Consider the following 14,164-nt stretch of genomic DNA (forward strand, 5'->3'; position numbering starts at 1 on the left):
CGCTCAGGACGCGGTACGCGGCAGCACGGACCGAGCCGCAGCCCGAACACTCGCGGTCCAGTGTTTCCCGAGGGGAATACAGCCGCGTCTCGTTGGATCGGGGAAAACTATGCATCCTTGCACTCCTTCGCCATCGCCTGCAGAAATCGAACAGTCCTGCAGGCGATTCCCTGACAACATGACATCACTGGATGGCTGCGTGAGGCATAAGCCGAGCCAGCGATTGCATCTAACGTCGTCGATCTGGACGACTGTAAGCTGCGCCTCATCAAGTCTTACACAGATTGTATGATGGTGCTACAGTCGAACGATGGTCAATTGATTTCGGGTTAGGACCGCCGTCCCACTGAGACACCCCACTGAGGAGATGATCAATAATGACTACCACCAGCGGGAATACCAACCCCGCTTCTGTCCAGTTGTCAGCCCAAGCCTTCCGAGACGTCATTGGCAGGTTTGCCAGCGGCGTCACGGTCATCACCACTTGCAGCGGGGGCAGGAACTTTGGCACGACGGCTAGTGCGGTCACCTCCCTTACCGACGATCCGCCGATGCTGCTGATCTGCCTCAATAAGTCCTCGACGAGTGCGCACGCCATCCGAGAAAGCGGAACCTTCGCCGTAAACGTCCTGGCCGAGGACCATGTCCAGCTCGCCGGCCGGTTCGCCTCGAAGCTTCCGGATAAGTTCGAGGGAATGGCCTTCGAAAAGGACGGCAACGGCTCTCCCCTGCTTGTTGGGGCCATAGCCCACCTAGTCTGCAGCGTCAGCGAACAGGTCGAAGCGGGGACACACTACGTCTTTCTGGCCCGTGTCGAGGACGCCGTTGCGTACCCGGGACACCCGCTCGCTTACTTCCGCGGCGCATTTGGCCGGATGCAGATGGCCCCGGATGCCTCCGTGCTTCGGGAGGTCCGTGAACGCATCATCACCACCGTGAATGAAGTGGACCAGGCCATCGATCTCGACCGCTGGGCCGCGGAACTTGCCGTCGGCGTAGATCTGGTCCACCGAGCACTCATTGCCCTGGTCAGCGAAGGTCTGGTAAGACGCGAAGCCGGCCAATTCGTCATTGCACCGGTACCCGAAAGCATCATCTTCGAGTCCTATACCGCCAAGCTGGCGATCGAGCTTGGAGTCGCCGAAAGCACCGTGGGCCGCGTCAGCCAGGGCCAGCTTACCCAGCTGCGCCAGTACATGGAGGCCACGTTCGAGTTCATCAAGGATGACCGCTTCACGGATCCAGAAGCCTGGATCCAGGCCAACGAACGCTTCCACGAGTACATGGTGGAACTAGCCGGATCAAAGATTCTGCTGGATACCTACCGTCGGCTCGGCCTGCCCGGGCTGAATGCCCGAACCATCAACAGATCCACCTATGCAACCGCGGAGTTGCTAAACGACCACCGCAAACTTGTCGAAGCATACGAAAACAAGGACCTGGGCGCGGTAGTCGAGGTGCTGCGGGAGCACGCGGACAGGCCGCGTCAGCTGCGCGCCCGTGAACGTGAACTTTTCGGCCGGGCCTGAGCGAAACAACCGGCGCCGGTGACATTTGGCCGATCCCATCTACATGGAAGGAGGGACCGCGATGCCCCAGGAAAGGCAGGCTTCCAGAGCGGCCATTGCTACCGGCGTCGGGCGGGGGCGCGGTAGTGAAGTTCTGCAGCAACGAGGTACGCAGATGGTTGCGGAGGACATCGACCTGCACACCTGCTCGCGCCCGCAACGGCGGTGCATCATCAAATGTCGCATCGATATCCGGGACCGTCGGGTTCCAAAGCACCGGGCAAGTCCAGCAACCAAAGTGCCATCGTGCAGATGTCTCGGCAGCGGCTATCGAGAACGCTCGCCAGCATTCCGGCCGTGGCCGACGCATCGGATGAACTCGCAAACACCGCGACCGAACTGGAGAACCATGACGACGCCCCCGAAGCAACGCCTGAGCTCAACTTTTGAGCACGTAACCCTGGGACAGCGGGTGCTGTTCGGTTCCGCCAAGGCCGCCGAGAACCTGGCTACCGAAGTCGCCAGATTCGGAGCGAAGAGAGTGATGGTGATCGCGTCAAAATTCGAGTCGCAGACCGCCGCCGAGGTCGCCTCCGGCATCGAGGTGGCTTTGCATTACAACGACGTGGTGCCGCACGTCCCCATCGAAAAGGCCAAGAAAGCCCGGACAGCCGCAGTCGAACACGGGATCGACCTACTGGTCTGCGTGGGCGGCGGTTCGACCACGGGCTTGGCCAAAGCGATCGCAATGACTTCGGGCCTGCCGATCGTGGCCGTACCGACCACCTATGCGGGGTCGGAGGCCACCAACGTTTGGGGCCTGACTCAAGCCGCCCACAAAGCCACTGGCATCGACGACAAGGTACTGCCCGCGACTGTGATCTATGACGCGACCCTAACCCTGTCACTGCCCGCCGACCTGTCCGTTGCGTCGGGTCTAAACGCGCTGGCGCACTGCGTCGATTCGATGTGGGGACCACGGGCGGATCCAATCAACCAGGCCCTGGCCGCCGAAGGGATCCGCGCCCTCAACGCCGGGCTCCCGCTGATTAAGCTGGATCCGCAGGGTCTGGCCGGCCGGGAACAAGCACTGTACGGGGCCTATCTGGCCGCGGTCGCGTTTGCTTCCGCAGGGTCCGGCATGCACCACAAGATCTGCCACGTCCTGGGCGGGACCTGGAACATGCCGCACGCCCAGACCCACGCAACCGTGCTCCCCTACGTGCTCGCGTTCAACGCGCCCGAAGCACCCGAGGCCACTTCACGGATTGCGGCAGCCTTTGGCACCGACGACGCCGTGGCCGGGCTGGACAACCTCCGCACCTTCCTGGACGCACCCGAGGCATTGAAGGACTACGGCTTCAGCGAAGAGAGCATCCCCGAAGCCGTGGACCTGATCCTGCCCGTTATCCCTGCGTCCAACCCCCGCAAGCCCACCGCTGAGAACCTCACCGAGCTCCTCCGTGCAGCCACGGCAGGCACCGCTCGCGGCCTCTGACCGAGAACGACCACCGGCTAGGAGAATTGTTCATGACCGAAACCACCGCCCCCCTCGGAACCGGTGGCACTATTGGCCCCGAGCAGCAGGCTGTTGAGCAGCAGCTCGTAGATACCGTTGTCGCCTCCTTCGACGACACACCCGACCCGCGGTTGAAGCAGGTGCTTCAGTCATTGACGAAGCACCTGCACAACTTTATTCGCGAAGTCCGCCTCACGGAGGCCGAATGGAACAAGGGCATCGGGTTCCTCACCCATGCCGGACACATCACCGACGACAAGCGTCAGGAATTCATCCTGCTTTCCGACGTCCTCGGCGCCTCAATGCAAACCGTCGCGGTCAACAATGAAACGATAGGCGACGCAACTGAAGCCACCGTGTTCGGACCCTTCTTCGTCAACGACGCCCCCGAAATCCCGATCGGCGGGGACATCGCTGGGGGAGCCGCTGGCCAGCCCTGCTGGGTCGAAGGAACCGTCACCGACATCGCCGGGAACCCCGTCCCCAATGCCCGCATCGAGGTCTGGGAGGCAGACGACGACGGGTTCTACGACGTCCAGTACACCGACGGACGCGTCGCCGGACGCGCCCATCTCTACTCCGACCAGGACGGAAACTACAGCTTCTGGGGATTGACACCCACCCCCTACCCCATCCCGCACGACGGGCCCGTGGGCCAGATGCTCGTCGCCACTAACCGTTCCCCGGTCCGCGCGTCACACCTGCACTTCATGGTCACCGCGGAGAACTTGCGCACCCTCGTCACCCACATCTTTGTAAAGGGCGACCCCCAGATCGAGATCGGTGATTCCGTCTTCGGGGTGAAGGAATCATTGATCAAGACGTTCGAGCAGCAAGCCGCCGGCACACCCACTCCCGACGGTCGCGACATCGCCGAGCAAACCTGGGCCCGAACCCGATTCGACATCGTCCTCGCCCCAGAAGGCACCTAGCCGCATTGTGGCAGATGCCTTCAAAGTTCCAGCCAGACCCGACAGTTCTCCTTCGCGAGGCGAAGTTGCTCATCGGCGTCCAGGCTGCCATACGTTCCCTGCCAAGGGCTATCCATCCAGTTTCTCAGAACGCTCGCGGTCCGGCATGCCACGGCCGAAGGCGCATTTCATGCGGAAGAGGCTCAGCCCGCCACGCAACCGCATGATGCGATCCAGATGAATCTCGTTACTTCCTACCCAGGTTCGCGCTCTTACTCGGCGGTCAGTGGTTCGGGGCTGCGGTGAACCTGTCCTTCTCCCCATCGGTGAGTCGTTGCACCTTGCTACGACTCCAAAGACCTTTGTCGTCTCTTGGGTTGGAGGTCCTCGATATGGCTGCCATTCACCGCGCGAACTAGGTCACGACCTAATTGGGTCAACCTCATAGGGCACTTCCTCCGTGCGCGAATTATAAGGTCTCCGCCGAGATCGCTTTCGAGGCGCTTTATTTGCCCTATCAGTCCGGCCGTACTGACTTTGAGGGCTATGGCTGCAGCCTGCAACGTCGGGTACCGTACGGCTCCCATGAAATTCCGCAAACGTACTAACGAGTGTTCATTTTGAATTGTTTTTTTGATGACCGGGGGCAGTGTTCTGAGTTGTTCGGCTGAGAGTCCAAGAGACCTGCTTCCGCTTCCACGACTTCGCATTGGTATGTCACAGTCCTTGAGACGCCGTCGGACCGTGCTGTTACTCATCCCCGTCTGGACGGCAATCTCGGGAGCAGTTCGTCGTTCATCAAGGTACTTAAGGCGCAACCATTCAACGTCCAAGGTTCGCTTGTTATCATAATGCTCGGCCAGTCCCAATCGGCGTATGTATTGTCTGACGGTTCTAGGTGCCCTCTCTACCTGCAAAGCGATGACCTCGATCGGGACCTTCGCTATGGCAGCATCATGCACACTCCGTTCAAGCGAGTTGGTTGGTGCCTTCTGCCCCGACGTTCCTAGATGCTCACCACCTATTCGATCGATCCATCGAGGCTCGACCAAGCCGTACTTGACCAACTGTTCAAGCCTAGGTGCTAAATCGTCCGCCCTGGCCTTTGATTCAAGGCCCTGTTCCTGCAGTAATTCGCTTGGAGGTTCCCACACCTGCGGGCCGCTAATGTCGTGATGCCTGAGGACCGATTTAGCGAATTCGTCCAATTCACCAAGCACTTCCAAGGGTGTAGTGGCCAGCAGTTTCTGGACTTCAAGGTGGACGGTGCTTCGGGTGCCTGGTCTTGTCGGTAAGGAACCGGTAATCCGATAGAACACGAACGACCGTGCGACCGACGGGTCTAGCTGATCAGCAAAGTTTCGACGGTGAACGGCCTGCCACATGGGGATAGGAAGGAGCCTGTCGAGAGGTATTAGACGCCTCTGTTGGTAATTGATGGGAGCAGGATGCGCGTCGAGGAATTCACTCAAGACAGTTAGCATTAGGAAGGTGCTCCGACGAGCATCCTCTCGCATCCTACCAAAGACGCCGGACAAGTCGATGTTCGTGGACAAAAGCTCTCTAGCCAGACTGCTGTCTCTGCTCCTGTATCCAGGCAGAAGGACACCCATGCTGAGAGCACTCTGAAGTGTGTGCACCCCTATTGAGAGATCGAGTTGTAGCGCGTGTGTCCACGATGGCCAAAAACACTGTGGCACTGACCGACTCCGCTGCATGATCTCTTTACGATCCAAATCCGCCTTGCGCGGTTCGCCATTGCGAATCCGATAACGAAGCATGTCAACGCGGCCCAAGTCGCTACATACAGCCTTAAGTAGTTTGTGTTTCAGCTGGTCAGAGGGGGTGCCCCAACTGTGGATAATATCCGTGGGGTTATGCGTCACGCCTCGGCAGCGGTCCGCTTCAACCAACTGGCGAATGGCTGCAACCGATTCCTCAGGCTCGTCATCCTTTAGAATGGCGGTTGCCCAGGATAGAGCGTGTCCGGTTGCAACGGCGGAAGACGGAGGAAACTTTCCAAGACCCGCCTTGTCCGGAGTGTCAAAATGGATGCCCGGGCTCGCCGACGGACCGTTCCACTCCAGAAGCCTCTCCGCGGGAAGGAGAGTCAACGCGCGTCCAGCAAGCAGCTTTAAGTCGTTAAGAACGCTGCGCACCTCTCGCGCGATAGCTTCGTCATCTTTAATGATGGATTCTATCCACTTTTGCGCAACCAACAACGGGCTATCCTGGGGAATAGACAGGGGCGTAAGCGTCGATAAATCGCATTCGCAGTACTCATGCTCAGAATTTTGGGGAAGCAGCAGGCGACAGATGTTGCTTTTAGGAATTTGGCGCAGTCTGTCCGGTTTCCTTCCGGGGTATCCCCCACAGCGTTGGCACACGTCTCGCAGCAGACCGGCGTGTTTGATGCAGGCATAAGCCCACGTTAATCTCCAATCGAGTTTGTAAACACCTGGCCGTTCCGCAAGACATTCGGGACAGTAACGCCAACCACTTCCGCGCGCCCAAAGGTAATGCCGGTTTATCGCGCGTCGGCTCTTTGCAAGAAAGAGTACGCGCCCGCTATATTTGGCAAGTGTCATTTCATGCAGGCGCTGTGCTGGAATCCCAGTTGCGAACTGCAGGCACTCGGCTTGCTCCTCTTCCAAGCGAATCGCAAAGTTAGGCTTCGCCCTACGATCGGCCAAAGGATACAGTCCCGCTGCTTGAAAAAAATCCTCACGAGTAACTGCTAGGCGTTCGCTGTACCGGTCGACCCAACTTGGCAGGGCCTCGTCATTTTCCGGATAAACCCTGATAGGCAGTCGTCTTAGCGCCATGCACCGCTTCCTAATTCGATCGCTGATGCGGGACCTTGACAGCGAACGTACCGTTGGTGAAGGACCCTTCGATTTCACCGCGGTGACTCTCGGCTGCTTCATCCAAAGGCACTGTGTCCAACAGCGTCGCCGTCAGACGCTCCGTGCCGTTACCAACCGCTTGATAGCATCCACGCGTAATCAAAGTCATCAAAGACCCTATGTACCCACCTGACCGTTGAAACAAATAGGCGGCCAGATCGTCGGCGATCATGCCGCGGTACGAGCCGGATAGGACCACAAGTTGTTCCAAGGCTAACAACAGGTTCCGCCATTCCGTCCGGCCTGCATTAGTGGTGACTTCGAACGGACGGACAGCAATGCGGGTCCAACGCCTTGCTGTCTGAGCTAGAACCGCCTCCGTCGGAACCATCGCCTCGTTCATCAGGTCGCGCTGCTGCAGTCCGATGCCGGCGAAAATAAAGGTAACCGGAAATTCGTTCGCTATCCACTTCAGGTGATTGCTGACTTCCCTGCCGCTGATCCGCTGCATATTGATGAAATGTACGTCATCTACAATGATGACGCGGGTATCGCAGGCCAACACGCAGTCCAAAGCTCTAGCCGCAAGCTCCCCGGCCGATCCCCTTCGGCTGCCGGGCAAGGCAAAGAACTCGCACATCATGCTGTTCAGCAACCTCATTGTGGTGTTGGAAGTCAGGCCCAGACGGCAGACCGGAATCCTGTCATGTCCTTGCTCAGTTACGGGCCCGTAGGTTTCAACCCGCTGGCGCCAGTATTCGCGGGCGAAGTAGTTGACGATGGTGGTCTTTCCCAGGCCTGCAAAACCGTCAAGCGCAACGCTGCCTTTGAGCCGGTCGCCGTCCTGCCGGTTGCTGCCCACGATCTGCCACAGGCTCTGCTTAGCTGTCTGAAGCTGCGGGGTTTCAATGGGACCCAAATTGGCGTGCCAGTCTGCCCGTTGCTCGTCGTATCTTGCGCGTTCGGCATTCGAGAGCTTTGATCTTTCGCTGATACTGATCCGATTTGGGCGGGTCCGAGACGGCCCTTGGACCATACGGGCAAACCCTTCCTTACGTGACAGGGAATACAGGGAGCCTGCGCGGGCAGCCTTTACCTGCTTCATGGGAGGATCCTGAAGGCTTGGCCGTAGTATTCGACGTCCGTTTGATCTTGAGGGATGTCCAGCTCGTCTTGGCTGTCGATCGGGGCAGACGGGTTATCCGGCCCCCTGATCGTGGCCGGAGCAAGGGCTGGACCGTTATGCGTATACTCCGAAATCCGGCGGCTATTGTTTCGGTACTCAGCCAGCGAAACCTTGTGTTCCTCCGGCCCATCGGTCATGTGCACCCCGTAACGTGCCACAATTTCAGCCGTTAGTGCCCGCCCGTCCCGGTGTCCCCCCGCGTCTTTGAGGACCTCTTTGACGTGTTTCAGATCCTCTCCGGAGAAGGGCTGCTGTAGACGCGCTGCATGTTCCCACGGCACCTGATGCCATTGACCGTTCTGCTCATCCCGGAAGAGGACGTAAGTGCAGTCCGCCGGGTTAACCCTAAAGGGCCACTTGCCGGGATTGCTTCCGCGGTATTTGCTCTCACTGTTCCGGTAAGCGTCAAGGGCTGGCCCGTTGTAACGAAGCCCGCCAAGTTCAACACCGTAGTGGTTGATCCTCCGCCATTCGATAGGAAGGAAGTCATACACCAGGTCGCTTCTGGGCGGAACCTGCATGTACCCGGTCTGCAGCATGCTGAATTCGAACATGTCGTAGGGTGAGACCTCGATTTTTGGTTCCCGGGGCAGGCAGAGCCCTTTGTGTGTTCGTCGGTGGTAGGCCCCGGCAATCCATTGGCGAAGTTGATCCTCCAGTTCGTCAATGTAGAAAAACGCGTCCTGCTCCACGTGCAGGCCACGTCCATAGATATCCGGCCCTTTGTAGCCGGGCAGCGTCTCCAGGACGCCTTCGCGCAGAGTGCGGAACCACCGTTCGATGACTGCCTTGTCCGATCCTCGATATGGGCGGCCATACTGAATGGATATCCCGAGGCTGGCGCAGACGCTCAGCACATGTTCGGAGAGATACACCTTGCCATGGTCGACCACTATCGTTTCCGGGCAGGCATTGGGGCCAGCCATGTCTATGCCATATTTCCGTCCAGCGATTATGCCGGTGGGCATCCCCGGGTAAGGCCAGCGCGCCTCGGGATCCCAATGGTCCGGCCGCTTTCTCGGCACGATCGTTTCGAACAGCACTTCGGCCACGTCGACACTGTTTGTGCTTTCCGGAGCCAGGCGCAGACCCAATACGCAACGGCTGAAGACATCCATGGCGATGGTCAGTTCCACCTTCGTGCGTTTGGAGGTAGCCCGGTCCAGAGCGAATACGTCCAAGACCGTCGTGTCCAGCTCGACATACTCCCCAACACGCGTTGCCCGCAGCCGCCCATACGTTCCCTCGGGTCTGCTAGCGGTGGACCGACGCGTCTTGGCGCTTCCGTGGAATGCGTAATGCCCTGTATCCATGCGTGTTAGGTGCCGATAAGCCGTCGCTCTACTGGGTATGCGCACCTCTCCCTTGCCATGCTTGGCCTCAACCCGTGCCTGGATCTTTTGAACGGCAAGGCCCTTGGAAATGGTCGACCTGTCGACAAATTCGCGAATGAGTTGCCATGCCTCCTCGACCCACCTTGGATCCAGGTTCCCGTATACAGATGCGACACGGCTGCCGCGCCGGTCCATGATGCCGGCCGGCCCGGACCGCCGGTAACCTGAAACCCACCGTTGGACGGTTCGGAGGCTCACGCCCAGTTCGTCCGCCTTCAGACGCTCACGTGCGCCTAACGGTTCGGCCGGGCCGTAGCCGCTCCGAGGTTCGTCGGCTTCCTTCAGTTCCTCCGATCCTGAACGGTATCCAGTCAGCACCTCCTGCACGTGCCCGGCCCGTTCCCGCAATGCCTCCTGCTGTATGGATGTCAGATTGGACAGGACCTCCTGCAAGTAGTCAGGTGGGTCTGTTTTCTCCGACAGCAATCGGAAGGAATCGTCTGAGAAAACATCCGTGATTGCCATCGCAAAGGTTCTCATGCTTTGGTCTCGAAGTTTCAGGTATTCAGCTCCAAACTCAATAACTGTCAGGACTTCTTCGTGGAGAAGTAGGCGCGTCCCCACGCCAAGCCTCGAGCTACGGAGTGTCATTTCACGGCCTCCACGCCGGTGTCCGACCCCAGCGGGCGATCCAGGTCGGCGGTCAGGGTTCCCTTCCAAAGGGCGTTGAACAGCAAGGGACGGCAAAGGCTGCCCGGCCTATAGGGATCAAGGGCAAGTGCTGCCTCGCCTATCGTCATCCCATGCAACCGGCGCACTTCGTCGTTAGTGAGCGGTCCCCCCTCAAACAGATAGTCACGTCGAAAACCTGCCAAGAACCGGATGTTTTCCGTCTTGACCAAAGGAGCGCCACTCCACACCTCGTGCTGCCAGCCCCGGAGTAGAAACATCAGTCCGGCCCATTGGAGCCTTTCCTGTACACGCGGGTCGTCCAGTTGCTTCGCACGTGTCACGTTCACAACGACGTATGACCGGTCAGTGCGCGCCAGAAAGAAGTCCGGCACGTGACGGACAGGCCGGCCACCCACGCGGCCTGAAATCTCAAATGGTTGAGCACAAATGTGCCACACCGACGGATCGAAATCCGCCAACTGCAATCTGACCAATTCAAAGAGCGATTCGTAAACAACATGTGCCATGACGGTTGAACACCAATATCTGCCGGACAAATTCTTTTGACGGCGATGTGAACTGAAATTCCGTACTGGCCCAGCCTTGAGAATTGCCTCCACCGGAATGTCTGCGAAGGGGATCTGGCGACTTACCCGATCACCTAATACCAGTCTAAGCTTGGTGGAAATCGCAAGTCCTGCTACGCTATCAACGGTGGAAAGGCCCCCCGCATCTTCATTCCCACGAGGTGTCGCTGGGGACCTCATAACTTGACGCTAACAGAAGCAGCGGGCCGCAACAATACAACAGCCAACATTATTTTGCTTGCCGCCGCATCTTCTCAATCAAAATGTCATACCGGTTCCCCACGCAACTTCCTGAGGGTCACGAGCACCCTCTCATTTTCGCCCCCCCAGCTGCCCCATCCACAACACCCAAACTCGCTCAACCTACTGCGGCGCCAGAATCCACGGCAGATGCTATTGACCGCGCTGTAGGCCTCGAATGCTGCTTCCCTCGACACACCGTTTATGCGTCCCTGTCACGAAGGACTGTGGAAATCTTTTATTGGTGTCAGAGATGGGGATGCGGATTGGCCCTGAAGGCAAGTGGCCCTCAGTTCGCCGGACAGCAGCTTTCCCCGCGCCGTCTGCTGTTTCGGAGTGAGGGGACTCTTGCGTCCGCGGCCGCCCCCCCCTTTTGGCCTTCGCGTTGGCGATCCTCGATCAGGGACCGTTCAACCTCGGCGAAGGTGCCCATGACGAGAGAGCATAAGGTTGATCATGGTCGGGGGGATCCACTCCGGTGAAGTCGTGGAAACGACATCAAGAAAGAGCCATGCGCTCTCTGGCAAGAGTCGGTTGCGTACACCTGATTGGAGACGCCAATTCTTGGAGTTAGTTGCGAAACGAAGAATCCTCCGGCGCCGTATTGTCGGAGGGGTGTGGGAGTATCCGGACATGACTGAACTTGCCTATATGACACGCGAAGCCTGGGCGCAGGGAGGTACTTTGATGGTGCCCCAGAGTGCCGTGATCCGCGATTGGCTCGGCGAGCCCCCTTACGTATTCGCAGCCTCCGACATAAGAAGACTTCGAGAGCCGAACAGCGCAGACATGGAGTTCATTGACTATGTCGCCTTTGAGAAGGTCCCTCGACAGATTTTGGGCATTTCCGAGTTGAGACAGCTTGCGCAGCAAAGCAAACGCTTCAACGGAGCGGTCACAGTCCTGCATCCGTACGAGCAAGATGATTGCGAGTTGCTCAGAAAGCTAGTTACCAATGATGAGATCGAACGTCTCTTTGTGGTCATCTGGTCGCCCTCGGATATGGTCCGGAATTGGCTTGATGGGATGTGCGCGCGTAATTTGGATACAGGCTCAGTCCACGACGCACCCGATTCAGTCCAGCTAGAGGCAGCAAAGTGCATGGTTGATGAACAATACAACGGGCTCTCGACGGGGAACGGGAAAGCCGCCGTCGTGCAACTGATCCGTGCTTTCGCTGAGGGCGGTTACCTTCTGGAGAAGGAACCTTGGTTGAAAGCCTTCTTCGCTGCGGGAGGGGAATTCCGACACGCCGAGTCGATTAGCAAGTTAATCTCGGAGATGAAAAAGGGGACCAGGCACCGTGTGCAGCAAAGGTACCGACTCGAGATCCTCTCGATACTTCAAGGTCGTGCCTCCGCCGTATCCGCAGATTTTCCTGGCTGACAGGCGCTGAGGCGGAAATCAGCAAGAGCATTGGCCCAGCAGTACCACCGGCTACCGGTATCGGGAGCACGGCGACAGGTTGACTGATTCGGCGCCCAGCAGCAGGCACCTGAGCGGGTTTTTGCGCATAGGGTATATGCGAATCGTCGGGGGCGTGCTTGCAAGACTTTCCCCTGAATCTCACTTGGGAACCCAATCATGAGACATAAGCAAGTCTCACGATATACTTCTGCACTGCAGACTCGTGGCTATGTTAGGGGAATGAACGCAATGTCAGCTGTGCCCTCCGACGATGCAGGCCGGTCTGGACCATATATCGAACGGCTGATTATCAGGACCTTTCGGGGTCTTCATTCCTGCGAGGTCGAGTTGGAACCTCACGTGACGGTGTTAGCCGGACGGAATAATGCGGGAAAGTCGAGGATAATTTCTGCGCTGCAAGTTGCACTGGGTGGTCGCGCCGCTGAGGTTGACGATTTTTCCGTAGGACTAGAGGACACCCCCGAAATCGATGTAATCATCGCTCCGGGCCCCCCGGTTACGGTCGGTGCCGACGAGGAGTTCGAAACCAACTTTACTCAGTTGTTCGAGAATAAGATTCAGACACTTAGTGAGACTCCCCTTCGCGAGAGGATTGCCTGGCGAACCAAGATATCTCGCTCTGCCGAAGGCGGGGGTGCTAGAGCTGAGTCGTTCTTCTTGGTGTTCAATTCTCTCAGCCAAAAGTGGGAGCGCCTGACCTCACCTATGCCGTTGTCTTCACGACAGCGAAGAGCCTTCGCTGTGGATCTGATTAATACAGGTCGGGACTTGCGCGATGAATTGGGAAGGCAGGGGTCGAGCATACGGAAGGTGCTCTCAGACCTAGAAGTTCCCGAAGATCAACGTAAGCCATTGGAACTCCAACTCGTGGATTTGAGCGCTCAAATACGCACTGAGAGCCGAACGCTCAAATCAGTTGACGACGAGCTAACCAGACTTCATTCCTTAGTCGGCAGTGTCGGCTCTCCAGCACTGAATCCAATTCCTACGAGCCTGGAGGAATTGGGTCGCCTTATTTCTATCGACCTCGACACGGGAGGAGGCCCGCTTCCCATTCGATTTCATGGTGCCGGATCGCGGAGCCTGTCATCCCTGCAGGTGCAGGGGGTTCTATACGAACGGCGTCTGGGTCGGGATGGAAGTGCTGTTCCTCCAACGCCAATTACTCTCGTGGAAGAGCCCGAGGCCCACCTTCATCCGCAGGCGGCGATGGAACTGGCTGAGCTCTTGGTTGGTATGCGCGGACAGAAGGTCGTCAGTACTCACTCGGCTCATCTCGTTACTTCGGTTGACCCTTCTTCGATCCGTCTAGTTCAGACTGCAAGTGGCTCAACACGAATTATCGACCTCGGTCCCGCTTCGAGTGGCGGATCTGCAGTGCATCGGGCATTTCGTCCGAGCCTTCATAAGCAAGAGATGGAGAAGCTCCGTAGGCTTGTGGAGAGACCCTTCGGGGAGCTTCTATTTTCGAGTTGCGTAGTGATCGGAGACGGTGCCACCGAGCGGGCTTTCCTGCCGGTTGCCCTGCGCCACGCACTCGGAGGGAAGTCCCATGGGATCACGGTCGTGGATCCCGGGAGCCTCTCAAACGAGCTTGCCTCCGCAGCCGTGAAGTTCTCTCAAATGACCAATACCCCGTGCTTCATCTTCGCTGATAGCGATGATGACGGACTCACTGCAGTTGGCTCGCTTCAAGCCATGAATGCCGCTCAACCCCCCGACGTTGTTTGGATCAACGGCACAGATGGCCTCGGCAACCCGGTACCCGGCGCAATCGAAACTATGCTCATGACATTTGACGAGGAAATGTGGCTCATCGGAATCGAGAGTGTAAATGCGGTCTGAATCCGCCGGCTTCGAGCAGTGATCTGGCGATGTAGTTGGTGAGGTTGCGGAATCCGAGGGCTGAGCCGCGAAGGTGCTCCAAGCGACC

General features: G+C 58.2%; 9 protein-coding genes. 6 read left to right on the top strand and 3 right to left on the bottom strand.

The genetic code is table 11. The features are described from left to right. The first annotated feature begins 377 nt into the window (after positions 1-377). From E4J89_RS17815 to E4J89_RS17825, 4 genes are all read left to right on the top strand, one after another. Positions 378-1,529 carry a flavin reductase gene (locus E4J89_RS17815; protein WP_136787553.1) on the top strand — a complete coding sequence of 384 codons (1,152 nt, stop codon included), beginning with the start codon at positions 378-380 and terminating at the stop codon, positions 1,527-1,529. Positions 1,530-1,814: 285 nt separating this feature from the next. Then, positions 1,815-1,958: a hypothetical protein gene (locus tag E4J89_RS19485; RefSeq protein WP_169304061.1), complete on the top strand. Its 144-nt coding sequence runs from the start codon at positions 1,815-1,817 to the stop codon at positions 1,956-1,958. After that, on the top strand, positions 1,942-3,006 hold the full coding sequence (locus tag E4J89_RS17820) for a maleylacetate reductase (protein WP_136787566.1): 1,065 nt from the start codon (positions 1,942-1,944) through the stop codon (positions 3,004-3,006). Before E4J89_RS19485 ends, E4J89_RS17820 begins: the two co-directional genes overlap by 17 nt. A 32-nt stretch (positions 3,007-3,038) precedes the next feature. Further along, the gene (locus E4J89_RS17825; RefSeq protein WP_136787554.1) at positions 3,039-3,959 is read left to right on the top strand and encodes a dioxygenase; all 921 of its coding nucleotides are present in this window, start codon (positions 3,039-3,041) and stop codon (positions 3,957-3,959) included. Between the two features lie 2,814 nt (positions 3,960-6,773). On the opposite strand, the gene E4J89_RS17835 is transcribed toward E4J89_RS17825, so the two are convergent. From E4J89_RS17835 to E4J89_RS17845, 3 genes are all read right to left on the bottom strand, one after another. Beyond that, entirely contained in the window at positions 6,774-7,889 is a 1,116-nt protein-coding gene (locus E4J89_RS17835) for an ATP-binding protein (protein ID WP_136787556.1), read from the bottom strand. Next, entirely contained in the window at positions 7,886-9,829 is a 1,944-nt protein-coding gene (locus E4J89_RS17840) for a helix-turn-helix domain-containing protein (RefSeq protein ID WP_169304063.1), read from the bottom strand. Before E4J89_RS17840 ends, E4J89_RS17835 begins: the two co-directional genes overlap by 4 nt. A 122-nt stretch (positions 9,830-9,951) precedes the next feature. Then, the gene (locus E4J89_RS17845; RefSeq protein ID WP_136787558.1) at positions 9,952-10,743 is read right to left on the bottom strand and encodes a TnsA-like heteromeric transposase endonuclease subunit; all 792 of its coding nucleotides are present in this window, start codon (positions 10,741-10,743) and stop codon (positions 9,952-9,954) included. A 693-nt stretch (positions 10,744-11,436) separates the two neighbouring features. On the opposite strand from E4J89_RS17845, the gene E4J89_RS17850 reads away from it, so the two are divergent. Both E4J89_RS17850 and E4J89_RS19840 read left to right on the top strand, forming a co-directional pair. Further along, on the top strand, positions 11,437-12,189 hold the full coding sequence (locus E4J89_RS17850; RefSeq protein ID WP_136787559.1) for a hypothetical protein: 753 nt from the start codon (positions 11,437-11,439) through the stop codon (positions 12,187-12,189). Between the two features lie 1,458 nt (positions 12,190-13,647). Beyond that, complete coding sequence (locus E4J89_RS19840) at positions 13,648-14,076, top strand: hypothetical protein (protein ID WP_240691976.1); 429 nt, start codon at positions 13,648-13,650, stop codon at positions 14,074-14,076. The last annotated feature ends 88 nt before the right edge of the window (positions 14,077-14,164 follow it).

Origin of the sequence: Arthrobacter sp. CAU 1506 (assembly GCF_005047635.1) — a bacterium.
Lineage (GTDB): Bacteria > Actinomycetota > Actinomycetes > Actinomycetales > Micrococcaceae > Crystallibacter.